Origin of the sequence: Marinigracilibium pacificum, assembly GCF_012926615.1 — a bacterium.
Lineage (GTDB): Bacteria > Bacteroidota > Bacteroidia > Cytophagales > Cyclobacteriaceae > Mangrovivirga > Mangrovivirga pacifica.
Map to the genome: position 1 here is coordinate 115,176 of NZ_JABBNU010000014.1, position 26,515 is coordinate 141,690.

21 protein-coding genes and 1 riboswitch are annotated in these 26,515 nt (G+C 37.4%); of the genes, 11 read left to right on the plus strand and 10 right to left on the minus strand.

Translation table 11 applies throughout. The annotated features are described in order from the left end of the window. Positions 1 to 3: 3 nt before the first annotated feature. From ctlX to HH304_RS19670, 3 genes are all read left to right on the plus strand, one after another. On the plus strand, positions 4 to 945 hold the full coding sequence (gene ctlX / locus HH304_RS19660; protein WP_169684995.1) for a citrulline utilization hydrolase CtlX: 942 nt from the start codon (positions 4 to 6) through the stop codon (positions 943 to 945). Positions 946 to 1,014: 69 nt separating this feature from the next. Further along, complete coding sequence (locus tag HH304_RS19665; protein ID WP_169684996.1) at positions 1,015 to 2,517, plus strand: dihydrolipoyl dehydrogenase family protein; 1,503 nt, start codon at positions 1,015 to 1,017, stop codon at positions 2,515 to 2,517. Next, positions 2,514 to 3,017, plus strand: coding sequence for a rhodanese-like domain-containing protein (locus HH304_RS19670; RefSeq protein WP_271711705.1), 504 nt, complete (start codon positions 2,514 to 2,516; stop codon positions 3,015 to 3,017). The genes HH304_RS19665 and HH304_RS19670 overlap by 4 nt, the downstream gene beginning before the upstream one ends. Here the strand turns inward: HH304_RS19670 and HH304_RS19675 are convergent, their stop codons facing one another. After that, entirely contained in the window at positions 3,018 to 3,605 is a 588-nt protein-coding gene (locus HH304_RS19675; protein ID WP_169684997.1) for a hypothetical protein, read from the minus strand. It lies immediately after the preceding gene. Further along, positions 3,592 to 4,785: an aspartate aminotransferase family protein gene (locus HH304_RS19680; RefSeq protein WP_169685023.1), complete on the minus strand. Its 1,194-nt coding sequence runs from the start codon at positions 4,783 to 4,785 to the stop codon at positions 3,592 to 3,594. The genes HH304_RS19675 and HH304_RS19680 overlap by 14 nt, the downstream gene beginning before the upstream one ends. Before the next feature lie 220 nt (positions 4,786 to 5,005). Here HH304_RS19680 and HH304_RS19685 point away from each other — a divergent pair, with 220 nt between their 5' ends. Continuing rightward, positions 5,006 to 5,236, plus strand: a complete 231-nt coding sequence (locus tag HH304_RS19685) for a FeoA family protein (protein WP_169684998.1) — start codon at positions 5,006 to 5,008, stop codon at positions 5,234 to 5,236. 3 nt (positions 5,237 to 5,239) lie between these two features. Then, on the plus strand, positions 5,240 to 7,369 hold the full coding sequence (gene feoB, locus HH304_RS19690) for a ferrous iron transport protein B (RefSeq protein WP_169684999.1): 2,130 nt from the start codon (positions 5,240 to 5,242) through the stop codon (positions 7,367 to 7,369). A 3-nt stretch (positions 7,370 to 7,372) separates the two neighbouring features. Here feoB and HH304_RS19695 read toward each other — a convergent pair whose 3' ends face one another. Together HH304_RS19695 and HH304_RS19700 are read right to left on the minus strand one after the other, a co-directional pair. Next, a complete protein-coding gene (locus tag HH304_RS19695; RefSeq protein ID WP_169685000.1) occupies positions 7,373 to 8,146 on the minus strand; it encodes a DUF3050 domain-containing protein in 774 nt (257 codons plus the stop codon). 85 nt (positions 8,147 to 8,231) lie between these two features. Then, positions 8,232 to 10,244 carry an OmpA family protein gene (locus HH304_RS19700; RefSeq protein WP_169685001.1) on the minus strand — a complete coding sequence of 671 codons (2,013 nt, stop codon included), beginning with the start codon at positions 10,242 to 10,244 and terminating at the stop codon, positions 8,232 to 8,234. Positions 10,245 to 10,469: 225 nt separating this feature from the next. Here HH304_RS19700 and thrA point away from each other — a divergent pair, with 225 nt between their 5' ends. The 3 genes from thrA to thrC are packed head-to-tail and all read left to right on the plus strand — an operon-like array spanning position 10,470 to position 15,207. Then, positions 10,470 to 12,926, plus strand: coding sequence for a bifunctional aspartate kinase/homoserine dehydrogenase I (thrA, locus tag HH304_RS19705; protein WP_169685002.1), 2,457 nt, complete (start codon positions 10,470 to 10,472; stop codon positions 12,924 to 12,926). Beyond that, positions 12,926 to 13,897, plus strand: a complete 972-nt coding sequence (locus HH304_RS19710) for a homoserine kinase (protein ID WP_169685003.1) — start codon at positions 12,926 to 12,928, stop codon at positions 13,895 to 13,897. The genes thrA and HH304_RS19710 overlap by 1 nt, the downstream gene beginning before the upstream one ends. Further along, complete coding sequence (gene thrC, locus HH304_RS19715; RefSeq protein WP_169685004.1) at positions 13,894 to 15,207, plus strand: threonine synthase; 1,314 nt, start codon at positions 13,894 to 13,896, stop codon at positions 15,205 to 15,207. The genes HH304_RS19710 and thrC overlap by 4 nt, the downstream gene beginning before the upstream one ends. A gap of 41 nt (positions 15,208 to 15,248) precedes the next feature. Here thrC and HH304_RS19720 read toward each other — a convergent pair whose 3' ends face one another. The 5 genes from HH304_RS19720 to HH304_RS19740 form a co-directional block, all read right to left on the minus strand. Next, the gene (locus HH304_RS19720) at positions 15,249 to 15,953 is read right to left on the minus strand and encodes a phosphoadenylyl-sulfate reductase (RefSeq protein ID WP_169685005.1); all 705 of its coding nucleotides are present in this window, start codon (positions 15,951 to 15,953) and stop codon (positions 15,249 to 15,251) included. After that, positions 15,935 to 16,687, minus strand: a complete 753-nt coding sequence (cobA, locus tag HH304_RS19725; RefSeq protein WP_169685006.1) for a uroporphyrinogen-III C-methyltransferase — start codon at positions 16,685 to 16,687, stop codon at positions 15,935 to 15,937. Before cobA ends, HH304_RS19720 begins: the two co-directional genes overlap by 19 nt. Beyond that, entirely contained in the window at positions 16,684 to 18,834 is a 2,151-nt protein-coding gene (locus HH304_RS19730; protein WP_169685007.1) for a nitrite/sulfite reductase, read from the minus strand. Before HH304_RS19730 ends, cobA begins: the two co-directional genes overlap by 4 nt. A 178-nt stretch (positions 18,835 to 19,012) precedes the next feature. Beyond that, a complete protein-coding gene (locus tag HH304_RS19735; RefSeq protein WP_169685008.1) occupies positions 19,013 to 20,194 on the minus strand; it encodes a trans-sulfuration enzyme family protein in 1,182 nt (393 codons plus the stop codon). 10 nt (positions 20,195 to 20,204) lie between these two features. Next, positions 20,205 to 20,555: a 4Fe-4S binding protein gene (locus HH304_RS19740; protein WP_169685009.1), complete on the minus strand. Its 351-nt coding sequence runs from the start codon at positions 20,553 to 20,555 to the stop codon at positions 20,205 to 20,207. A gap of 230 nt (positions 20,556 to 20,785) precedes the next feature. Next, positions 20,786 to 20,887, minus strand: a riboswitch (SAM riboswitch). 669 nt (positions 20,888 to 21,556) lie between these two features. On the opposite strand from HH304_RS19740, the gene HH304_RS19745 reads away from it, so the two are divergent. Further along, positions 21,557 to 22,111: a 5' nucleotidase, NT5C type gene (locus HH304_RS19745; protein ID WP_169685010.1), complete on the plus strand. Its 555-nt coding sequence runs from the start codon at positions 21,557 to 21,559 to the stop codon at positions 22,109 to 22,111. Next, entirely contained in the window at positions 22,111 to 22,365 is a 255-nt protein-coding gene (locus HH304_RS19750) for a SemiSWEET transporter (protein WP_169685011.1), read from the plus strand. The genes HH304_RS19745 and HH304_RS19750 overlap by 1 nt, the downstream gene beginning before the upstream one ends. Before the next feature lies 1 nt (position 22,366). Here HH304_RS19750 and HH304_RS19755 read toward each other — a convergent pair whose 3' ends face one another. Further along, entirely contained in the window at positions 22,367 to 25,342 is a 2,976-nt protein-coding gene (locus HH304_RS19755) for a DNA polymerase III subunit alpha (RefSeq protein WP_169685012.1), read from the minus strand. Between the two features lie 508 nt (positions 25,343 to 25,850). Here HH304_RS19755 and HH304_RS19760 point away from each other — a divergent pair. Beyond that, positions 25,851 to 26,378, plus strand: coding sequence for a hypothetical protein (locus HH304_RS19760; protein ID WP_169685013.1), 528 nt, complete (start codon positions 25,851 to 25,853; stop codon positions 26,376 to 26,378). The last annotated feature ends 137 nt before the right edge of the window (positions 26,379 to 26,515 follow it).

A 26,515-nucleotide genomic window follows, 5' to 3' on the forward strand; every position in this document is an offset into this window, starting at 1 on the left:
TATATGAGCCAATCAATTCAGGCAGCACCAGCTGTTATGATGGTAAGACCGGTGAAGTTTGGAGCTAATCCGGAAACAGCACAGTCGAATGCTTTTCAACAATCTGATGAGCAGGGTACCAGTGAAGAAACTCAGCAAAAGGCTTTAGAAGAATTTGATTCTTTTGTGGATCTGCTTCGGGCTCACGATATCGAGGTGATGGTTGTTCAGGATACTGAAGAACCTCATACTCCTGATAGTATTTTTCCTAATAACTGGATTTCAATGCATTCCGGTGGTTTGGTTATTAAATATCCAATGGAGGCAGTCAATCGACGTAACGAGCGTAGAGAGGATATTGAAAAACTGCTTACCAGTGCCGGATACAATGTGAAGGAAATCATTGATGTTTCTGGTTCTGAAAATGACGGTGAGTTTTTAGAAGGGACAGGGTCTATCATTTTTGACTATGATAATAATCTGGCCTATGCTAATTTATCTTCAAGAACTCATGAGGGATTACTAAATGATGTTTGTGGTCGAATTGGCTTTGAACCGGTAATTTTTCATGCTTATGATCAGAAATATGGCAAAGATGTCTATCATACAAATGTTGTGATGTGTCTTGCCAACGAATTTGTTGTGATTTGTCTTGATGCAATTCCGGAAGAAGAACACGGGTTACTATTAGACAAATTTGAACAAACAGATAAGAAGGTGATTGCGATAAGCTATGAACAGATGAATAATTTTGCCGGAAATATGCTCGAAGTTAAAAGCAAAAGCGGTGAGTCGTATACTGTGATGTCTAAAACGGCATATGATTCATTAGTGCCGGGTCAGATTTCAGCAATCGAAAGTTTTTCAAATATATTAACTCCGGTTATCCCTACTATTGAAAAGTACGGGGGAGGAAGTGTAAGATGTATGCTTGCAGGAATCTGGTTAGAAAAGAATCAAGATTAACTGCACTATTAATAGTAGAAATTATTATTTTAACCCTGACAACTAACTTTAGATCGTCAGGGTTTTTTTATGGAGAAATTTGATTTATGTGTCATAGGAGCAGGACCTTCAGGTTATGCAGCAGCAATGAGGGCTCTTGATTATAATAAAAAGGTTTTATTGGTAGAGGGTAAGAAACTTGGAGGAGCCGGGTTATGGAACGGCGCTTTGAGTAGTAAAACCTGGTGGGAGCTGAGCAGGCAAATTTCAACAGTCCGTCATCATCTCAATCTTCAGGGAAAAGACATGCCACGACTTCGTTTTAAGGAGGTTTTTAACGAGGTGATGAATGCTACTAATATGCGTCAGGCACAATTGCAAAGCCAGATATTACATGCTGAAAATACTGATGTAGATGAGAATATAACTTTTAAACGAGGGAAAGCATTTATTGAAACCCCTAATCAGGTGCGAATCACTTTAGAAGATGGATCAGAAGAAGTAGTTGGAACAGAATTTATCGTAATGGCCACCGGTAGCAGACCAAGACAGTTACCTGATATCAAAATAGATGAGAAGTATATCCTTAGTAGTGATGGAATTGAACATTTACGAGACTTCCCAAAAAGTATAGTTATTCTGGGTGCCGGTGTTATTGGATGTGAATATGCCACTGTTTTTTCAAATTTTGGTTATACAAAAGTTCATTTGATAGATAAAGGGAACAGGATATTGCCGTTTGAAGACACAGATATTGTTAAGCGAATAGAAGGGAATTTTGAGAAGAATAATGTTCTGATACATAGAAATTCAAGGCTAATAAGGATGGAGGTTGTTGAAGATAGAGTGGAATATGAACTGGAATATCACAATGGAAGAAAACAACTCTTTACTGTAGAAAAGGCACTCGTGTCTGTTGGTAGAGTGCCAAATATTGAAAACCTCTGGTCAGAGAATGTGAAAATTGAAAAAGACGAAAGGGGTGTAATTAATGATGATACCAAAACCACTGTTTCGAATATTCATGCTGTAGGAGATATTACCTCTGACATGGCTCTCGTCAATATTGGAGAATTAGAAGGTCGTCATGCTATTGATCAGATTTTTGGCAATACAAATAAGGAATTGAGCTATAAAAACGTTAGTACTATAATGTTTCTCAATCCTGAAGTAGCCGGAGTTGGACTTAATGAGCAGCAATGCAAAGAAAAAGGGTATAATTTCCGTGTTGTGACTATGGATTATGAATGCATTCCAAGGGCAATTGCCAGACAACTTACGGATGGCTTTATGAAGATTATCGTTACAGATGATAATGACATGAAAATATTAGGTATGCGTGTTGTCGGGTTTTCAGCATCGGCATCGATCGAGGCAATTGCATTGATGATTCATCTTAATCTTGGAATTGAACAAATGGCTGAATTGGTGCATCCACACCCTAGTATTACAGAAGGAATACAGGAATGTGCAAGAATTTTGTGTGGAAAGTCTATTTTAAAGCCACATTTATTAAAAGAACATGTAACTTGCAGAGCCTGGAGATCAGGCGATTATATAGATTTGTTAAATCTGAATCTAATTGGTGAATGAGATTTGTATTGATTTTTGTTTTATTAGTTATGGGTATTTTTTCATCTAATGCTCAATCCGAAGTTCAAAGTACATCTTTTAATTTTTTATTGAAGACAATGCTTGAGCATTCTGTTGAGGAAATTAATGCTGATGAAGCTTTGCGAAGGCCTGATGCATTATTTTTAGATACCAGAACTTTTGATGAGTTTGCAGTAAGCCATATTCCTGCTAGTAACTGGGTAGGGTATGAGGAGTTTGAACTTGAGAAACTGGAAGATGTAAATAAAGAAACAACAATTATAGTTTACTGCAGCATTGGTTATCGCTCAGAGAAAATCACTGAAAAACTTGTTGAGGCCGGATTTACCAATGTATATAATTTATATGGAGGTATTTTTGAATGGGTAAATAGATCCTATCCAATAGTTGATAGCTATGGAAACCCTACTGAACAGATTCATGCCTATAATCGTAAATGGGGTGTTTGGCTAAGCCGTGGTGAAAAAATCTATCAATAATCAATTTGACTCCAACTCATTACCTACAATAAGGTCTATTCTTGTAGTTTTGGTTGTAATCAAATCCAGATTTTCACAATTATCAGTATCAGAGTCTGTCCAGGTCAGGGTAAGCTTCTTCTCTTTGTTAATGTCAGTTGTGATAAATAATTCATTATCATAAGATTCATTCCACTGCGTTATTTTTAAATATGCCGGGAAATCATCTTCCAGATTATTAGAAATTATATAGCCCCCGGGAAACACATCGATAACCTGCTCAGGTTTGTTTTCTCCGGAAATTATCACTTTTAAATGGTCGTCACATTTCTTGTTGTGAACATCATGAGTGGAAATTAGCCTGTCATCTTTAAGTCTGAAAAATAGCACGATACCATTTTCAGCTTTACCAACCTTAAATTTTAGAAGGTCATCTATTCTACCATTAATCTCCATCCATTCCTGAGTTTGCCAACCAACCTCATCAACCACTCCATCTAGCTTAAAATCAGTGATTTCAGGTAGCTCAATTGAAGTTTTTAGTTCCTTTCTTTCCTGACAACCAGAAAAAATTAATAAGGATAATATAAATAGTTTAACCTGCTTCATTTATTGCTTTTTCCAGTTGTTCACATGCCCAATCTATTTCATCATCAGATATAACTAGAGGAGGAGCTACCCTCATTGATCTGTCATTAAATAAAAACCAGTCCGTCATTACTCCGTATTCTATTGCTTTATCGATGATCGATTTAAGCTGTTCAAAAGAATCAAATTCTATCGCCATCATTAATCCGGCAGACCTGATTTCTCTAATTTTTTTAACTCCTTTTAGGTTATCTTTAAATCGCTGAGCTTTCATTTCAGCCTGCTCATAAATTTTCGTTTCGCGCAATGTATTTACTGTTGCCAATGCAGCCGCAGCAGATACCGGATGCCCTCCAAAAGTAGTGATATGACCTAGAATAGGGTTTTCAGAAAGGGAAGACATAATCTCCTGAGAGGAAATAAATGCACCAATCGGCATGCCGCCACCTAATCCTTTTGCAGATAATAATATGTCAGGGGTGATTCCATAATGCTCAAAAGCCCAGAATTTCCCAGTTCTTCCCATTCCAGCCTGTATTTCGTCAAGTACGAGTAAGGTTCCAGTTTCTGTACATCTTTTTCTTACTGCTTTCCAGTAATCCATTGATCCTTCGATAACACCAGACTCACCACGAACGGTTTCCACAAAAAATGCAGCAGTTTCTTCCGTGATGTATTCCTCAAAATGATCAAAATTCCCAAATTCAATATGACTGATTCCGGGTAGTAATGGACGGTAATTTTGCTTGAATGTTTCATTTCCCATTAACGAAAGCGAACCATTTGTACTACCATGATATGCATCAAAACAAGATACTATTTTACTTCTACCAGTGTATCTCTTGGCTAACTTCATTGCTCCCTCAGTCGCTTCTGTTCCTGAATTAACCAGATAAACAACGCTTAGTTCTTCAGGTAAGGTATCTGCTAAAGCTTTAGCCAGCTTTACCTGAGGACTTTGTATAAACTCACCATAAACCAATAAGTGCATATATTCACCCACCTGCTTTCTTACCGCCTCAACAACCGCAGGATGACAATGCCCAAGATTACTAACTGCAATTCCCGAAATCAAATCGAGGTATTTCTTATTGTCTGGTCCATACATCCATACACCTTCGGCCCTTTCGATTTCTACCATTAATGGAAATTCCGAAGTCTTTGCTAAATGAGATTGAAATAATTGTCTGTTTGTGAGCATGCGGCAAAAATAATCAGTATTTGGTGGTTGACCAATTGCATTTGAGCAGATACAAAGCATTAAACCATATGAATAAGCAAATTATTGTGTCCTTTCTATGAAAAAGACTATTTAATGAACAGTAATAAATCATTCTCAAAGAAGTGGATTGAAGTATATTTTTCCTTATTTTTGGGCTTTGATTAGAATTAGTCTAAATAAGTCTCTTAACATTGTGTAAATGACGGCAACATTAGCTTCACTTCAAGAAAAAGGCAAGGCAAGAATTTTATCATTCCAGGATGATAGAATAGCTTCAAAGCTTTTAAGTATGGGTATTTTACCCGGATCGACAATTCAAGTGGTGCGTAAATTGCCTGGTAAAGGGGCTATATATTTGAAAGCTAACGGATTTGGGGTTGCTTTGCGCAACCAGGAAGCTGCAAGTGTTTTACTTGAAGAGCAGATTTGATCTATGAGTAACAATAACCTACCTACCCTGGCATTGCTGGGAAACCCGAACTGCGGTAAATCATCAATTTTTAATATTCTTACAGGTCTCAGACAAAAAGTCGGAAACTTTCCTGGTGTCACTGTTGATAAGAAAATAGGGACAACCAAGTTGGTTAATGAGACTGTTAAAGTAATTGATTTTCCAGGAACGTATAGTTTGTACCCAACAAGTAAGGATGAATCAATAATAATCAAAACTTTTAGTAATCCTCAGGATGAGAATTACCCTGATGTGGTGGTTTATGTAGCTGATGTTACCAAACTAGAACCACAGATGTTATTGTTGACACAGATTCTAGATCTGAATATTCCGGTGGTTCTGGCATTAAATATGACAGATCTTGCTGAAGAGAATAAGCTAACTTTTGATGAAGAAAAGCTAAGACAGAAATTTGGTATTCCTGTAGTAGCTGTTAGTAGCAGGAAGGAAGAAAATATTGATAAGTTAAAGGAAGCAGCTCATCAGGTGTTAAGTGGTTCAAAGCACCTGGATCAGAAACATAAGGCATTTTATAAGCTTTCAGAAAACGAAAAACACATATCACGGGAAATTAGTGAATCTCTTAATATAAAAAATGATTATCGCTCAATCCTCGTTGCTCATCATTTTCATAAAATGAACTGGATTGATGCCGAGCAAAAAGAGATTGTTAAGTCTGTTGTTGATAAATATGAGTTTAATGATCTGAGAAGCCAGATCAATGAAACAATGGCAAGATATGATCGCTTTGCTCCAATTGTCAGAGATGCTGTAAGGAAATCTAATGATGAAGCCAGATCATTAACAGACAAAATTGACAGGGTTCTTACCCATAAGATCCTGGGACCAGTAATATTTTTTGCAATGATGTTTCTGATTTTTCATGCAATATTTTCGTGGTCATCATATCCAATGGATGCTATTGACTGGATGTTTGCTGAAGCCGGAAATTTTATCAAGACTAATTTGCCAGATACCTGGTATACTTCATTACTGGCTGATGGTATTATAGCAGGTCTGGGTGGTGTACTAGTTTTTATTCCACAAATAGCAATTCTATTCCTGTTAATTACCATACTTGAAGAGATCGGCTATATGTCAAGAGCCGTATTTATGTTTGATAATATCATGCAAAAATTCGGTCTAAATGGAAGATCAATTGTAGCACTTATTTCAGGAGGTGCCTGTGCTGTGCCTGCGGTAATGGCTACAAGAACAATAAGTAACTGGAAGGAAAGGCTTATAACCATTCTTGTAACTCCACTAATAAGTTGTTCTGCCCGTATTCCCGTTTATACGCTACTCATAGCTTTTGCAGTACCACCAATTATGCTTGGTGGGTTTGTTAATGCACAGGCATTAATGTTTATGGGACTCTATTTATTAGGGATTGTTGGTGCTCTTGTTGCCGCTATTGTATTCAAATGGATACTAAAAACAGAAGAGCATAGCTTTCTGATGATTGAACTTCCTCCTTATAGAAAGCCGAATGTAAAGAATGTCCTTCTTACTGTAAGAGAAAAAGTTGAGGCATTTGTGTTTCAGGCAGGGAAGGTTATCATGATTATATCAGTGATATTATGGTTTTTAGCCAGCTACGGCCCCGGAGATGCAATGGAAACGGCAAAGAATGATGCAATTGAGGTTGCTCAGGCTAAAAATTTAACTGAAGATGAAACTGAAGACTTGATTGCTTCAAAACAAATTGAAAGCAGCTATGCAGGATATTTTGGAAAGGCAATAGAACCTTCTATCAAACCATTAGGCTTTAACTGGCAGATTGGAATTGCAATTATTACTTCATTTGCCGCAAGAGAGGTTTTTGTTGGTACAATGGCTACAATTTACAGTATTGCCAGTAAGGAAGATGATGAAGCTACTATCAGAAGTAAGCTGATGAAAGCTTCAGATCCTGATACAGGCGAAAAAACCTATACAGTGGCCACCTCGGTGTCGTTACTTCTCTTTTATGTTTTTGCTATGCAGTGTATGAGTACACTAGCAGTAGTCAAAAGAGAAACAAAGTCATGGAAGTGGCCGGTAATTCAATTTGTATTTATGGGAGTGATGGCTTACTTGTCTTCATTTATAGCCTATCAGTTACTCTCTTAAATATTATCTGCTTTCTTTTATTCTCTTTTCGATAGAGTTCCAGAAGATGATTCTATCTTTTAGAGCTGAAGAGCTGTATTCAAATGCATCCTGCCACTTTGATTGATTATTACCACAAAGTGAGTTGATCATTTTTAGAGCTAAAGGACCATGATGGTCTCCATCAACTTCAATATGTCGTTCAAAATAATAGATGTACGGATTAAGGTTGATGGTTGAGTTACGCTCCATTTTCTGTAGAATAACACTAAACATGTCCGGTATCAGATCTTCTCTTCCAAATGTGAAAAGAGCAGTAAGGATATGAGGTTCGCCTTTTTTTATGTATTCAAATGTTTTTATGGTGAATTCTTTTGCTTCTTCCGGAATTGAAGAGTTCTCAATATAGCTACTTACTGAATTAAGATCTTCTGGCAGGTTCTTAATAAAGTTTCTAAATACTGAGGTATCAGCTCCCGCAGTTTCCATGGCATTTAGATACATTTCAAGGTGTGAAGCAGCATTTCCATTTTCATCGAGGTCACTTTCTTCCCCTAAAACAATCTCATTAATTAATCTGCATATCTCTGGGTCTTTGGCTGGTTTCCATGGAATGGATGTTGTAGTAAGCTTCAATTGTAATGCTTTTAGTAATGACATGAAGTCCCAGACAGCATAGACATGGCTTTCCATGAATAGGTGTAATTCACTTACAGATTTTACTTCCTGATAAAGTGAATGATTTAATAAACTGTTTCTGAATGGTTCGAGTTCGTGTTTTAATTCTTTGATATTCATAAAAAATCTGCCTTAACTATATTAGATAATGCTTACGCAGAATTCTTAATATAGTTAAGGCAGAAGCTTACTTATTTTATGAAAATTAAATAGCCAGGATTTTCACCTCAACCCTTCGATTTTTAGCCATGTTTTCTTCAGAGTCATTAGGTGCAATTGGTTTTTTATCACCATACCCAACAGTAGTAATTCTTTCTGATGATATTCCTGCCTTTACTAAGACATTTTTAACAGCAATTACCCGTTGCTCAGATAATTGAAGCTTATTTTCAAAGCTACCTCTGTTATCAGTATGACCTCCTAATTCTATTACTAGAGTCGGATTATCACGCATCATTTTTATTAGTCTGTTGATTTCAGCCTTACTAATTGGTAAAATGTTAGCTGTAGCTTCTTCAAAAAAGATATTATTAAATGGAATAACTTCGCCAACCTCTTTAGGGTAAAGTCTAAGGTTATGCCTTATTTCTCTGAAGTAATTGATATTTCTGAGATCAAGATTTTCATTCGATGCTAAATATCCTTCAGCCTCTGCAGTAAAGTCATAATACTTACCTACAGGTAAAATGAATTGATAGTGGCCATTTGAAAGGGTATTTTTGTATCTGTCGGTTTCAGCACCGGATTCCATATCAGATAAAATCAGTGAAGCATCAATTGGACCTTCAGAGTCATTGTCAAATATTCTACCAGTCATTAATACTACTGGCTCCGGTTTATAGTTTGCATTCAGCAGAATTCTGAATATGTCATTCTTTCTTTTGTAGGAGTTCATGTCAGAAGTGAAATAACCATAATCACCCTTTGCTGTTACCGTAAAATATTCTTCGTTACCTGCAGTATTTACTGCTGTGCCAAGGTTTTCCGGTTCTGACCAATTTCTGTAGGTGTCATCTAGTCTTCTGGAAACATAAATGTCCGAACCACCAATCGGGCTAAATCCTTTGGAAGAAAAGTATAATGTTTTCCCATCACTTGCCAGAAAAGGTGCAAAGTCGTCATGTTCGCTATTAACACCTTTAAGAAGTATAGGTGCACTCCAAGAAAAATCACTTTTTTTGAAAGAAACATAAAGGTTTTTATCACCACCACCTTCAGGTATGAAACTTAATATCAGCTGATTTCCCGAAGGTGATAATGCTGCATCCATAAACAGTCCATCAAATTCCAAACCGGAAATACTCATTGGTATAGGTGTAGTCCAACCATCATTTCTCCTGTTTGTCACAAGCATACCTCTCTCCGAATTTGGTGTGGTGCCAGAAATAAGAAAAGTCCCTCCATCAGAACCAATACTTAAAATACGATCAAAACCTTTGGTGTTTAGATCACCGAAATTACGGTCTTTGGTAAACTGATCAGCAAGGGCATTTGAGATATAATTATCTCCTTTGTCCTGCTTCCTCTTTTTATTTAAATAGAAATTTTTACGGTTGAAAAACAGCGTGCTACCATCAGCAGTCACAATTGGGTAATATTCTGCTGCCTCATCATTTACAATTGAACCCAAATGCTCTCTACCGGTCCTAATTTTAAGATCAGGGTTATTACCAGCAGAAGGGAGATTTAATGAAAGGATTTCTCTTCTTAAAAGAGGTATGTCAGCAGTTCTACTTATACCAACAGCATCAATTTGAGGCATTTCAGTAGTATTATGAGAACTGAAATGCAGAGTTAAGGATTCAATCTTTGTATCTGTTAGTGGAACTTTGATAAATAACCAGTTTACCTTGGGAACCAAAACTTCAGGTTCGCTTCGATAAACTTCCATCTTTTTACCTTTTATGTCTTTAAGAACAACCTTAGTCACTCTTCCAGGCAGGTAATTTTCTATTATGACTACCGTTTGAACCTGATGAGGAGAATAAAATGATAGCTCAACACTTCCGACAGTGTTAAAATCGGTAAGCTCAATTGTTCCTGATGACGGAGCTCCTTGAATTGCATTTGGCTTTCCAAGAATTTGAGATTTATCATGTTCTGTATTATCAGATATGTGGGTAGAAGATAGCACTGAAGTCGCCCACTGGATGTTTTGAGCATCTATTGATATACATGTAAAAAGTATAAAGAGTATAAAAAACAACTGTTTATTCATGTGTAGAAAAATTTCAATAAAGATAAATAAATAATACGAGAAAATGTTTACAATTATTGTGTATGGGATAAGCCTAACAATTGATCGTTTTTTTAAAATAAAGCTTTTTAATTTGTGTTTTTGTTAATAATATTTCATTTTTGTTTGAATACCCGTAAATAATAGTTCCTTTTATTAAGGGAGTGTTTATTGTTGCTCACAATAAAACAGGTAAAGATCATTCTTATGAAAGTTATTAAGTTCGGAGGAACCTCCGTGGGGAGCCCTCATGCCATTAGAGAAGTGCAGAATATCATTGAAGGATTTGATGCAAATGGTGAGAAAATCGCTGTTGTTGTATCTGCACAGTCAGGTATTACCAATAAACTTGTCCGAATCGGTACGTTGGCTGCTGATCAGGATGAGGAATACACGACGGTGTTTAATGATATTGAAACACAGTTGATGAACTTAATTACTGAATTAATGCCAATTAACAGGCAAAGTCAGATTATTGCTGAAATTAAAAAGCTATTAAACGACCTTGAAGATGTTGTTCATGGGGTTTATTTATTAAGGGAACTTACACCACGATCTGCAGACTTTATATTATCATTTGGGGAGAGGTTTTCTGCAAGAATAATTTCAGCATTTCTATTAGTAAATGGGATAGATGCGAACTATACCGATGCTCGTGAAATAATAAAAACCAACTCAAGTTTTGGTGAGGCAAAAGTTGATTTTGATGAAACCGGAAGGCTTATTCATAAATACTTTGATACTAATCAGAAGCTAAATATTGTTACAGGTTTCATTGCATCAAATGATAAAGGACAAACAACTACTTTAGGTAGAGGTGGCTCAGATTATACTGCCGCCATCCTGGGAGCTGTATTAGAAGCTGAAGAAATCCAGATATGGACTGATGTAGATGGAGTAATGACTGCTGATCCTAAAAAGGTGAAAAGAGCATTTTCTCTTCCGACAATTTCATATATGGAAGCAATGGAGATGACTCACTTTGGAGCAAAGGTTATATACCCGAGAACATTACAGCCCGCTGTTGCCAAGAATATTCCATTGAGAATAAAGAATACCTTTAATCAAGGTTTTGATGGTACGGTAATCAGTGATATGTCAGTCAATTCTGATTATACCGTAAAGGGAATTACATCTATGGAAGATGTGGTTCTTGTAAACTTCCAGGGAGCAGGAATGGTTGGTGTACCTGGTATTGCTTCAAGGTTATTCGGATCATTGGCAAGGGCAGAAATAAATGTAGTCTTGATTACACAGGCTTCATCAGAACATTCCATAACCTTTGCTGTACTTCCGAAAGATGCTGAAAAGTGTCGTTTGGTGGTTGAAGCCGAATTTGAAAGAGAGATTGAAACTGGTAAAATAGATCAGCCAAATATTGAGTATAATCTATCGATTGTTGCTTGCATAGGCGAAAAAATGCGTGAAACACCTGGTATAAGCGGTAAACTTTTTAGTACTCTGGGTAAAAATGGTGTCAATATTAAAGCTACAGCTCAGGGTTCTTCAGAGCTGAATATCAGTGTGGTAATTGAAAAACCCGATCTTAGCAAGGCACTAAATGCCCTTCATGGTGCATTTTTCAAAGGTGAGATACATAGCCTTAATGTCTTTATGGTTGGTGCAGGTCTAATCGGAAAGACTCTGTGGGATCAAATAAAAGATCAGTACGAATATTTCATTAATGAAAGAAGGCTCAATATCAAGCTTGTTGGCATAGCCAATAGTCGTAAGATGTTATTTGATAAAGAGGGAATAGACCTTGATAACTGGTATGATCAATTAATGGAATCTGGTGAACAAAGTGATATCCATATATTTGTTCAGCGAATGAAGGAATTTAATCTTCCTCAATCAGTCTTTATTGATAATACTGCAAGCAAGGAAATTGCCGCCCAATACAAGAAAATATTAAACAGCCGAATTTCGGTAGTAACTCCTAACAAGCATGCCAATTCAGGTCCATATAGATATTATAAGGAATTGAAAGAAGCGGAACTTAAAAATGGTGTAAAATATCTTTATGAAACTAATGTAAGTGCCGGATTACCAGTGATTAAGACTATTGAAGGGTTGAAGCTTTCAGGAGATAGGGTGATTAAAGTTGAAGGAGTTTTGTCAGGAACCATTTCATATTTATTTAACAATTTCGACGGAAGCAAACCATTTAGCGAACTGGTAAAGGAAGCTAAGGAAAAAGGGTATACTGAGCCCGACCCGAGAGAAGACCTGAACGGTATGGATGTTGCAAGAAAATTGTTGATTCTTGCCAGGGAAACTGGTCATAATCTGGAACCTGAGGATATCAATCTTGAGAAAATGTTGCCTGAATCATGCTTTGATGTAGCCTCTGTTGATGACTTTTTTGTTGAGCTCAAGAAGTTTGACGATGTCATGCTGGAGAGAAAAAATGAAGCAGAAAAGGAAGGGAAGAAACTAAGATATATTGCCTGTCTTGATAATGGCAAAGCTGAAATAAAGCTTATAACAGTAGGTCCGGGTCATCCGTTATTTGATATGTCAGGTAGTGATAATGTTGTTTCATATACCTCACAACGATATAAAGAAAGACCAATGGTTATTAAAGGGCCAGGAGCAGGAGCAGAAGTTACTGCCAGTGGTGTTTTTGCTGATGTATTACTAATAAGCAGTTATCTGGAATAATGGAAAAGTTAAAAGTGAAATCTGATTATAAAAAGGTAACTGCCTTTGCACCGGCAACTGTAGCAAATGTTTCTTGTGGATTTGATATTCTTGGGTTTGCATTGTCTAACCCAGGCGATGAAGTTTCTTTAGAGAGAGTTGATGACGGACAAAGAAATATAAGAATCAAGGAAATAACAGGAGATAATGGAAGGCTTCCTACTGAAGTGTTAGAAAATACTGCAGGAATCGCAGTCCAACAATATATTGAGCAGGCCGGGATTACAGATAGCGTTGAAATAATGCTCAAAAAACAAATGCCATTGGGTAGCGGCATGGGGTCAAGTGCAGCCAGTGCCGTAGCAGCTGTAGCAGCTTGCGAAGCCTTGTTTCAGGCTGGGATGCCATTAATAGATCAGTTAAAGATCGCTATGGAAGGAGAGAGGAAGGCTTGTGGTTCTGCTCATGCTGATAATGTAGCACCTGCATTATATGGAGGGTTTACCTTGATAAGAAGTTATCAGCCATTGGATGTGGTAAGATTGCCAGTGCCTGATGATTTGTATTGTGTTCTTATACATCCTGATGTTGAAGTCAGGACACAGAGTGCACGTGAAATTTTAAGGCAGAAGGTGTCGTTAAGTGATGCAGTAATTCAAACAGGGAATGTGGCTGGGTTAATTAGTTCACTTTATACTGGTGATTATGAGTTGCTTAGCCGATCACTACAAGATGTATTGGTTGAGCCGATCAGAAAGATTTTGATTCCTGCTTTTGACAAGATGAAATATACCGCATTGAAAAATGGTGCGATAGGATATGGGATTTCAGGAAGTGGCCCTGCCATGTTTGCTCTATGCAAAGGAGAAGAAATGGCTAACAATATTAAGCTTCCTATAAAAGAAGTGTTGGAAGATATTGGTGTGGAAGGGAAAATCTATGTGTCTCCGGTAAATCAGCAAGGACCGGTTATTAAAAAATTGGAACAATGAAATTTTATAGCACTAAAAACAAGAAAAAAGCATACTCATTCAGAGAAGCTGTTATAAAAGGTCTTCCGGAAGATAATGGTCTTTTCATGCCTGAGCGATTTCCACAGTTAAGTGAGTCATTTTTTGAGGAAATCAAGGAATTGTCAATAGCTGAGATTGCGTATCGTGTAATCTTGCCTTATGTTTCAGAGGATATCCCTGAAGCTGATTTGAAGCTGATTTGTGATAAAGCATTCAATTTTGAGGTGCCATTAGTAAATGTTAAAAAAGACTTTTACTCAATGGAGCTGTATCACGGACCAACAATGGCGTTTAAAGATTTTGGAGCTCGCTTTATGGCTGGTTGCCTTGGCTATTTCTCAAAGGATAGCGATAAGGAAGTTAATATCCTGGCAGCAACTTCGGGCGATACCGGTGGCGCTGTAGCTGCAGGTTTTTATAAAACCCCGGGCGTAAGCGTGACAATTCTTTATCCAAAAGGAAAGGTTAGTGAATTACAGGAAAGACAGCTGACTACCCTTGGAGAGAATATTAGTGCAGTTGAAATTGACGGCACTTTTGATGATTGCCAGAAGTTAGTGAAGAAGGCTTTTCTTGATGAAGAGTTAAATGCCAGAGTCAATTTGTCGTCTGCTAATTCAATTAATGTAGCGAGGTTACTGCCACAATCAGTTTATTATTTTTATGCATGGTCAAGGTTAGCCTCTGAAGACAGAAAAATTGCTTTTGCAGTTCCAAGTGGAAATTTTGGTAATATCACAGGTGGTCTCTTTGCTAAAATGATGGGATTGAAAGTTGAAAACTTTATTGCAGCTACCAATCTCAATAAAATAGTTCCCGATTATTTAAAACAGGGACAATTCATGCCTAAACCTTCAATTCAGACGGTTTCAAATGCTATGGATGTTGGTAATCCTTCGAATTTTGACAGGTTAATGTCCATTTTTAATAAAAACTGGCAATTGGCAAGACAGGTGGTCAAAGGATACTATTACACCGATGAAGAAACATTGGAGGCAATTGGTCATGTATATCGAAAGTATGGGTATATCCTGGACCCTCATGGAGCAGTTGGATATAAAGCGTTGACAACTTATATGGATGGCAGACCTTCTGTTACAGGTGTATTATTAGAGACGGCACACCCAATAAAATTTGCCGATCATGTTGAGGAGTCAATCGGAAAGAAACTTGAAGAACCTGAAGGAATTAAAGATTTGTACTCAAGGAATATTGATAAGATTCCAATGAAGAATTCATACGATAAATTCAAAGAATACCTTATAGAGAAAGCTACAGTTGAAGGTTGAGAACGGTGAAAATTTAATTCCCGTTCTCAACCTGTAGGGATTTAGCCGTGTATACCACATTCGGTTTTATTAGTCCCAGCCCATCGACCTTCTCTTCCGGAGCCCTGCTTAGTACAGTGTGTACATCCAATTGAGGAATATCCCTTATGAGTAAGTCGATTTTCAGGTAATTGATAGATAAACTTATATAGAGATACATCCTCTTTTTCTAGATCGAGAAAGGGATGAAACTTCACTAAATTATTTTTGGTCTCAAAAATTTTCATGTCGGCCCTGTTAGCATTTTGATAAGCCATCAATCCGCTAATCCATATTTTGTGATCTTGCTTGACTTTTTCAAGTGGGTCAACTTTGTTTATTAAACAGCATAGATCTGGATTAGCTATCCAGGTTTTATTGTTTTTGGTAAACTGATGCTTAGATTCATCAGGTCTGATAACCTTCAGGTTCAGTCCAAAACGCTCTTCCACCAATTGCTGGTATTCGTAAGTTTCATCAAAATGAAAGCCGGTGTCAATAAAAAACACAGGATGGTCTGGTTGTACTTTTGATAGCATTGATAACAAGAGTACCGAACTGCTCCCAAAGGATGTTGTTACCAGAATATCCTCCTTTTTGAAAATATTGAATATTTCCCTGATTCTTTCTTCAGGATGCAGTCTGTGAAAGCTTTCATTAAGAAAGGAAACGTATTCCGCAGAAAGCGGAGAATTATTTTCTACTTCTTTCAAGCTGTTTTCAACCATGATTTGTATACATTTAGATAGTCGGAATGAGTTGACAGACTTTCTCCGGCAACAATAATTCCTGGTCCGTTCAGATCCGGGGCAGCATTTATTTTTTCTTCGATATCATCAATAAAACCACTAATTACCCGGGCATTCGGAAGACTACCATTTACTATTACTGCAACTGGTAAATCTTTTCTTCCGGCCTTTCTGAATAATTGAGCAATACCTGATAATTTTCTCATTCCCATAAGTATTACAAGCGTGGATCTTGAGTTGACGAACTCCTTGAGGTCATCAGAGATTTCACCATTTGAACCAGTAGCAGTAACAACGGTGAAACTCTGACTTATTCCTCTGTGGGTTAACGGGAAAGAGTAAAGCCCGGGAAGCTGAAAGCTTGAAATTCCCGGTATAACGGCTGTCTCTATTCCAAATGATTCTGCATGGTCTATTTCTTCTTTACCATGAGCAAAAACAAACGGGTCACCACCTTTAAGTCTGACAACATGGCCATACTTAAAAGCATAGTGAATGATCATTTCATTGATCTCCGATTGATTCTTGCTGTGTCTTCCTGCTCTTTTTCCAACATATATTTTAAGGGCACCGGAATTATAATCTAATAGCTCGGGAGAGACCAGCGCATCATAAAGGATCACATTGGCTGACTCGATGGCTTTTATCCCTTTTAGGGTAATTAAATCCGGATCTCCCGGTCCGGCGCCCACTAATGTTAATTTCGTTCTCATGCTTTATAATGTTCGCTGATTACTGTTTTATTGATATTTGATTGCTGGTTGTTTCTAAAGTCAATGATGACTTTGAAGAAATCATTTGCCAGGGCATTGTAATTGATAGTAAAGTTTTCACCGGGCTTGTTCTTGTTGATTGCCAGAATCTTTTCCTTAAAGTCAGGGAAAATAATTCTGTTTTCATCAATGATCTTTTCCTGAAAATCATCAATAATCCCGATGTGGGTGTTACAAGAAATATCCTGAGAAAGCAAAATTGCCTTGGCGCCAATAATCATACTGCTGTAACTAAAATATATAGCATGCGCAAACCTTCCTGCATCTAGTTCAGCATCAGATTTTTGAAGCTTTTCCTCAGAATCATTAATAATAGTAGATACAACATCAAGGCTTACACCGGCACATTCCCCTGTTCCTATTTCAGGAGTAAACTCTTCATTAGCTCCCCAGTCAAGGTATTCTTCAGGGATAATAGCATCATAGTTTGCAAGAGGCTTAAGGATATCATAAAAATATCGTTTGCCTTTTCTTGCAAAGTAGGTTCTGAAATTCTCATCGGTGGTAGCCTTAAAAGCTTCAAAATCATCAAGAAGAGTCCGGACAGCATTAGGAATTCGCTTTGTAGGGAGCTTGATTACCTTCTCTGCAATTAGTCCATTGCCATTGTGGTCAATACCGCCACCTAAAACAATTTGCATAGCAGGAATCACCTTGTCTCCATTCTTAATCGAACTACCATGAAAGCCTATATCAGCAATCATATGCTGTCCGCAACTATTCATACATCCACTGATTTTTAAATGAAAATCTTTATTTCCAACAAGCTCCGGATATTCATTAATGATTAGATTTTCCAGTACATCTGTAATTCCGGTACTGTTTGTTACTGCCAGATTACAGGTGTCTGTGCCCGGGCATGAAGTAATGTCTGCCAAAGTATCAAAACCTGGTTCTCCAAATCCTAATTCATCAAGTTTGTTGAATAGCAATGGAAGATGCTGGTCTGGTATAAATTTTAAAAGTAAACCCTGATTGATAGTAATTCGAAGATCATCAGAAGCATATTTCTTAATTACCTTAGCAAGAGCCCTTGCTTTTTTAGAATCTATATTTCCATGCGGAACTTTAATTTTTGCAGCATAAAAGCCTTTTTGCTTTTGTTCAAAAACATTGATTGAATGCCATTTTTCATATTTAGACCTGTCAAAAGTGCCACTTAATTTTTCATTTTGAAATTCAGGTAAAACAGGACGGTCATTTTCACCTGGAACAATGCTGTAAGAAGGAAATGGCAAGGCAGTTCTTTCTTTTTCAACCAAATCAAGGAAGGAGTCAAGACCTAAGCCTCTCTTAGGTTCAATCAGATATTTTAATCTTGCCTTAAATCTTTTTTCTCGCTCACCATATCGGTCAAATACACGTAATGCTGCTTCGAGAAAAGGAATAAGCTGATCTGAAGGAAGGAAGTCAAATGCCTTTTCAGCAGTAAATGGTTGTGCCCCCAGGCCACCACCGACCAGGACTTTAAACCCTCTAACTTCCTCATTATCTATTGTTTTAACTTTAGGTATAAACCCGAAATCATGAATAAATCCATAAGCATCATCATTCTCGCCAGAAGAAAAGGCGATTTTTATTTTTCTGCCCATCTCCTGATTTACAGGGTAACGCAAAAAGTATTCGAAAACAGCCTGAACATAAGGACTCACATCAAATGCTTCTTCAGGATCAATGCCTGCCGTTGGTGATGCGGTAATGTTACGAAGAGTATTTCCACATGCTTCCCTTGCGGTAATGCCCGCTGTTTCCAGTTGCTCCCATAAATCAGGTGATTCATCCAGGTTAACATAGTGAAGCTGAATGTTTTGTCTTGTTGTCAGGTGGAGGTTTCCAGTACTGAATTTATCCGAAGCATCAGCTATGACTTCCAGCTGTTTAGTTGTTAATTTTCCATAAGGAATCTTCGTTCTGAACATCTGGACACCTTGCTGACGCTGTCCGTAGACACCTCTTGCCAGTCTGAAAGCTTTAAATCTTTCTTCATCTATTTTACCTTCTTTGAATAAGGAGATTTTCGTTTTTAACTCCTGAAGATCTTCTTGAGCTTCAGGACTGAGTTTTGGTTGGTTTTGTAATTCTTTCATTATCAGTGAATTTGTGGGTAATAAAAAAGCCCCCGGGATCGACTACTATCCGCGGGGGCTTCATATGAATATATGTGTAAACCTACGGATAATAGTATGTCATGATACATGTACACATGCATCCCATACAACAACATTTATTCATATATGCGGCTAAAGGATATTTCATTTTAATATTTTATCTACTTGCTCTTAATGCTTGTTCAAGATCTTCAACGATATCGTTTATGTTTTCAAGTCCTACGGAAACCCTTACTAATCCTGGAGTAATACTTACAGCAGCTCTTTCTTCTTCTGAAAGCTTGCTATGAGTGGTACTTGCAGGATGAGTAACAATAGAACGGGTGTCACCCAGGTTAGCAGATAGCGAACACATTTTTAAATTGTTTAGGAATTTAGCTCCTCGCTCTACACCTCCTTTTACTTCAAAAGTGATAAGTCCACCACCATGCTTCATTTGTTTTTTAGCAATTTCATATTGTGGATGGCTGGGTAGAAAAGGGTATTTTACCCAATTCAAGTCAGAGTGACCTGTGAAGTAATTTGCCAGTTCAAGTGCATTGCTACAATGTCTGTCCATTCTGACAGGTAGCGTTTCCAGACTTTTTGATAAAATCCAGGCATTAAAAGGAGAGATTACCGGTCCGGTTTGTCGTGAGAAAAAACGAACTTCATCAATCAATTCTTTAGTGCCCAGAACTGCTCCACCAAGTACTCTTCCCTGACCATCAATAAATTTTGTAGCCGAGTGAGTGACAATATGTGCTCCATATTTTGCTGGATTCTGTAAATATGGTGTAGCGAAACAGTTATCAATATTCAGGATTAAATTATTTTCCTTTGCGAAACTACCAAGCCATTCCAGATCAATAATATCCAGTCCCGGATTAGAAGGAGTTTCCGCAAAAATCATCTTTGTATTTGGCTGTACGGCCTTTTGCCATTCATCAGCAGAGGCATTGATGTCAACATAAGTTGTTTGTACACCCCAGCGAGGGAAAATTTTTGTAAAAAGCTGGTGAGTAGATCCAAAAACTGCCCTTGAGGCAATTATGTGATCGCCAGTTCTTAACAATGAGGCCATACTGGTAAACATGGCAGACATACCTGTAGCTGTTGCAAATCCAGCTTCAGTACCTTCTAAGGCACAAAGTTTGTCTACAAATTCAGATACATTCGGGTTGCTGAACCTTGAATAAATATTGCCTTCAATTTCATCCTGAAAAAGTGCACGGGCATGTTCAGCATCATCGAAAGTAAATGATGAAGTCAGGAAAAGTGGAGAAGAATGTTCGTTAAACTCCGTTTGAGGGTATCTTGTCCTGACTGCGTTGGTCTCAAAATGTTTGAAATCTGCCATGTTCTATGAATTATGCTTCCTGATGAAGCCATTGTTTTTTAAGTTCAAGTTCTTCTTCTGTTTCCTGGTAATCAGGATCGGGTACACAACAATCTACCGGACAAACAGCCGCACATTGAGGCTCCTCGTGAAAACCAGTACATTCGGTACATTTGGCCGAAACGATATAAAAGAATTCATCAGAAATTGGTTCCTGGTCAACATCTGCTGCAACAACCGAACCGTCTTCCAGCTCAACTTCTTCCAGGCTGGTGCCGCCTCCCCAGGTCCATGAGACACCTCCCTCATAGATCGCTGTGTTAGGGCATTCGGGTTCGCATGCTCCACAGTTAATACATTCTTCGGTGATAATTATTGCCATTGATGGTATAGTTTGATTTTAAATTGAATACTAAAATTTAGCTTCAGACAGAAATTTTGACTGTGAAAATTTTAATGAAAAATTATATCGGGGATTACTGTTAGATTAACAACAGCAGCACATAGATGTGCAACAACAGTTCTTGTGAGAACTAAAAATAGTAACTATATCCTGTACGGATAAGAAATGTGAAACTCTGAAATTGTTTGTAAATGTTTTCATTTAATTTTCATTTATATTTCCCAACATCGGGCAGGAATTAGCACCTTATCCATGTTAATAGGTTGCTAGAGTTTCACAGGGCCTGTTCCCTCCACTCTTCTGTATAAAATCAATTAATTCAGAATTGATTTGTTACAAATGTATGGTGCATATTTTAACTGTACAAGTGTTTGGTTGAAAATATTTCAAAGATAAGTACAAATTGAATTAATGATGATAATGAAATTCTCTGAACGTGATCAGTTTACAAATATTGTAGAAATGATGATGTTTTGGATTTTTATGAAAAAAATATTTTCAATTTTTAGTTAAAAATATTAGTCTTTAAGCTTATTAAAAATGATAAATTCAAACTAGATATAAAAAAAGTAAAAAAAAATTGCTTTCGGGGGGTTTCCTTTTTTTATTTGGGGGTATAAACTAATGAATTTGAATATTTTTTAGACGATATTTTTTTACATGCAGTTGATTTTTTGATATGATTTTTTAAACTGACGATTTCAAATTCATTACGGTTTTGGCAGTAGGCTTCTAGGAAAATTCCTGGGAGCCTTTTTTTATTTTATGGATTACACGGATTTAGATTTTGGAAGGTTACTTATTTTTTGATGAATTTGACATATTGTTGAATTGTTTACATAAAATACAAAATAGGTCCAAATCATACTCCTGTTTTTATCAGTAGTCAAAACACATTGTACGCTAATGATGTTTTACTTTTATTTGCAGTCCGGATTAGTAGTGTGGTCCGGATTATAAGATATGAGAATTTGATTGTTATGAAGAAACGTATTGCAATAGATATGGACGAGGTGATGGCTGATACGCTTGAGGCTCTGATAGACAGATATCAAAATGATTTTAATATAAAGATTGATCGCAACGATATGACGGGGTGGCATCTAGAAGATTATGTAGCCTCTGAGCATAAGCATGTGATTCTCGATTATATGAAGCAGGGTGGTTTTTTTGAAAATCTTCCGTTAATTGAAGGTGCTCAGGAGACTGTTGAAAGACTTCATCGTGATCATGAAGTGTTTGTAGTTACTGCTGCTACCCAGTTGCCTCATAGTATGGAAGAAAAGGTTCGCTGGTTGAATAAACACTTCCCATATATCGGATGGAAGAATATGGTAATGTGTGGAGACAAGTCTATCGTAATTGCAGATTATCTTATTGATGATCATGCTCATAATTTTGATGGTTTTAGAGGAGAGGGTATTCTTTTTAATTCTCTTCACAATGCTAAAGAAACACGATACAAACGTATATATGCCTGGAATGAGTTTGAGGATATTCTAAGTGCCTCACTCGAAGGGTCAATGCAAGCATAATGAACTGGCAGGAAATTATTGGTATAGTGGCAGGTTGTTGCACAACAATCGCTTTTTTACCTCAGGTGATTAAAACCTGGAAGTCAAAAAGCGCAAAGGACCTGTCTCTATCCATGTTTCTGATTTTTTTTACCGGAGTATTACTTTGGCTGACCTATGGAATACTTATTTCAGACATTCCGGTGATTCTTGCTAATGGAGCTACACTTGTTCTCTCTGGGATATTGCTATTTTTTAAAATCAGATTCAAGTAAATTAATTAGCAATCCTGAGTTCCTTTTCTCTCAGTTTTTCCCTGTCGATCATAGGCATTTTTTCCATTTTACTGACTTCAATCATCGGGTATCCGAAGTCTTCAACGACAATTCCTTCAATATTATAAAATCCGGCACCTCGGAAGGGGTATTGTTTTGCTGTATTTGGAAAGTGGGTTGTGTCAAAGAAATCTCCATTCTTATCAATAAACGTTCCGAAGAACATCGTTTTTTTGTCTTTAGTATGGGTGTGCTTTATCGTAACCAGATATCCGGTTATGAAAAAGCGTTTTTTCAAGTGCTTGGACATATCTTTTCCGGATTGAGGAAGGACTGACTGTTCAGGAAGCAAGTTAAAAGGATCGCACAACGGAAAACCAAGTAATTCGAGCTCGTCAAAAGCATCTTCAAATGGTATTTTATCAAGTTTGGGCAAGGAGTAATTTTTAACCCGGCTATTAAACATGTCGCCTCCGGGAAGTTTTGCCTTGCTCTTTTCTTTATTGCCATAATAAAGCTTTGACTGCCATAGTAAAGCCCGTTTTTCTTCTCCTGTAAATCTGAAAGCGCCAATTCTTATCAGTATATAAATTTGTTCCGGCCCGGGCATTACTCGCTCAATGAAGTTCTGAAGTCCGGTAAAAGGTCCATTGTTTTTTCTTTCTGAAACAATTCTTTGAGCGACTTTGGTTTCAAGGCTCTTCAGGTGAATAAAACCTACAAAAATTTCTTTTCCATTTATGCTTGTGAGGTATTCACTATTGTTTACACATGGAGCCTGAATAATGGCTCCAGACCGTTTAGCCTCATGAAAATAGAATTCTGTTTTATAGAACCCACCAAAATTATTGATGACCCCAACCATAAATTCAATAGGGAAATGGGCTTTGAGGTATAAACTCTGGTAGCTTTCTACTGCATAGCTGGCAGAGTGTGCCTTTGAAAATGAGTAGCCGGAAAAGCTTTCAATCTGACGCCAGACTTCTTTATATATTGCTTCAGGATAACCTTTCTCTTTACAGTTTGTGAAAAACTTTTCTTCAACACGCTGAAATTCTTTTCGCGAACGATATTTACCGGACATTCCCCGTCGCAAGATGTCAGCCTCGGCAAGGTCGAGCCCGGCAAAATGGTGTGCAACTTTAATCACATCTTCCTGATAAACCATGACACCATAGGTTTCCTTCATGAGTTCTTTCATCTTCGGATGCAGGTATTCAAAATTATCAGGATTGTGATGTCGTTGAATATATTCGCGCATCATGCCTGATCTTGCTACACCAGGTCTGATAATCGAACTTGCAGCAACCAGAGTGATGTAATCCTCGCATTTTAATTTACCGAGAAGCATTCTCATGGCAGGTGACTCAACATAAAAGGCACCCATGGTTCGTCCGCTTCGTAGTAGTTGCTTTATTTTATCGTCTTTCTTGAATTTTTCAGTTCTGGTGATGTCAATGTTAATTTTTTTGTTCCTTCCGACCAGTGCAACACTGTCTTTAATGTGTCCCAGACCACGCTGACTTAAAATATCATATTTATGAATGCCCATATCTTCAGCAGAGAACATGTCAAAATGTGTTATCGGGAAGCCTTTGGGAGGAAGGTCTGTAGCAGTAAATGAATAGATGGGTTTCTCGGTAATGAGCACGCCACCTGCATGAATGGACAAGTTTCGGGGCATATCCTGAAGTCTTTTTCCATATCTAAAGATTAGTCCGCTGATTTCATCGCTGTTGGCATAGCGGGCAGGTTCACGAACTATCTTATCAATTTCTTCCTTGGGTAGTCCGAAGACCTTGCCAAGCTCACGAATGATAGATCTTCCCTGAAAAGTAACATAGGTAGCAAGTAAGGCAGTGTGCTCCGTGCCATGACGTTCAAAAATATAGCGGGTTACATCATCGCGGTCCTGCCATGAGAAATCAATGTCAAAATCAGGGGGAGAACTTCTGTATGGGTTAAGGAAACGCTCAAAATACAGGTCGAGTTCAATGGGATCAACTTCGGTGATTCCCAGGCAGTAGGCAACCATGCTGTTTGCCCCGCTTCCCCGGCCTACGTGTGCATAATTTTTATGCTTTGCATACTCAATAATATCAAGGGTAATCAGGAAGTATGATTCGAAGCCATGCTTTTCGATGACATCAAGTTCTTTCAACAGCCTTTCCATGGCATAACTGTTGTAATGTTCGTATCGTCTGCGAAAGCCTTCGAGAGCTTTGGTTTTGAGTTGATGATGGTCAGAGGCCTTATCGGTAAGTTGTTTCTTGTTTTTGTTTGTACCCAGTTCGAAGTTGATATTACAATTTTCCAGGATCTGTTCAGTATTGGCAATGATTTTTGGGTATTGCCAATAATATTCAAGCAATTTGCTTTCAGGAACCATGAATTCATTTTGTGAAGCCTGGAGCCCCGGATCAAGCTTGCTTAATAAGGTGTTGTGGTGGATTGCTCGCAGAAGACGATGTGTGTTATAACCTGTTTTCGAATTAAAAGTAACCGGCTGTAAAATAACTCCTTTATCAATTAACTGGCTGTTAGTTAAGCGATAAAGGTGGTGTGTTTGTTCCGGCCGGATTCCGATATACTCGTTTGCTTTTAAGTTTACAGGCGTGTTGTTTGCCCAGGGATATATGATATAAGTATCTTCCAGTTGGGGTGCCCTTGATTCCGGAGATACTTTTTGAGTGTTAAGTCCGGAAAGATACCTGTTGATTAGCTCGAAACCTTTGTTTGAGCGGGCGATTAAAATGTAAGCAAGTTTATTGTTGTTCCTGAATTCAATTCCGGTAATGATCTCCAGTGGTGCTGACTGCTCCTTGATAAGTCTGATAAGCTCTATATAAGCTGAGGTATTGTGGATGTCAGTCAATACCAGCTTGTGAATACCATTTTTTAATGCTTCATCAATAAGTTGCTGGGGCGACAGCGTGCCATACTTCAAACTAAACCATGTGTGACAGTTGAGATACATAATTACATTTTAATCCGACTTCAAAATTACTAAATATTTTAGTTTTATTTACTAATATTTTTAGTAAATAATATTCTTTTCATGGCTTGAAAGTCATGAGTTTTTAGTTGAGTGGTGTACTATTTGAAAACAGATGCAATGTTTTTTTAAAATAGACTGAAGAATAGGGGTGATGATGTTGTAATGATACTATGTTGTGTTTTTTTTGTTGGTGTATGTTTTTACAGAAAGGGAATAGTTATTTGTTTTAGCGAAAGGTGATTTTATCCGTATTTAGGATATGTAGTTTTTATAATTGGATAATTCTTTGTTGGGAAAGCTTTTTTTACGTATGACATAATGTGACATATCAATATAAGATAGATGTTTTGGTTGTGTTTTGAGGTTAAAAAATAATTTAATTCTATAATGTAATAGTTGTTGTTAAAATGAATGGATGAAAACCTTGAGGATGGAGTTAATTTGTATAGAGAAAATCGTTGTGTATAAATTAAACTAGGAAATTACCATGGATAACTCAACAGAAGGCGTAACGCTGAATTCGGTGTTTATCAATGATGTGTTAAGTAATTATGACAAGTCAAAATATCCGGAGCTATACAGGATAGTAGATGGTGTTAAGCTTGAAGGTAATGTGTCAATGGATATTTACAATGATCTATGTATGTGGATTGAACGAAACCTGGGTAAGTTCAATTTGATCAAAGTAGGTAGGACAATCGGAGAGACGGTGCACGGTCAGTTTATGAGAAATAATCTGATTAATGCAGATTCGAAGCCAATAGATATTGTAAAAGCATTGAAGCTTGTTGCCAGTCAGATGATTCAGGATCCAAAAGGAAGAGGATGGGATATTATTTCTGATGAGTCGAAGAAAATAGTTGTCCGTAGAACTCAGACATTTAATGGTAAGCTGCAGCTAGGTTTACTTGACGGACTTGTTCGCAAGTCAAAAGTTACCGGAGTTCGTGTGGATTTTGTTAAGGAAGTAGAGTTGGGAGATGAGTTTGATGAATATCAAATCACTTGGTTATAATATCAGAGTAAGTGGTTTTTAGCAGAAAAAGGCGGTCGTTAGTGGACTAGCCCCCAAAACTTAGACAAGTTTAACAATTTAATTTTAAATAATGAGCTCGGTATTTCACCGGGCTCATTCCTTTTAGATTCAATTTG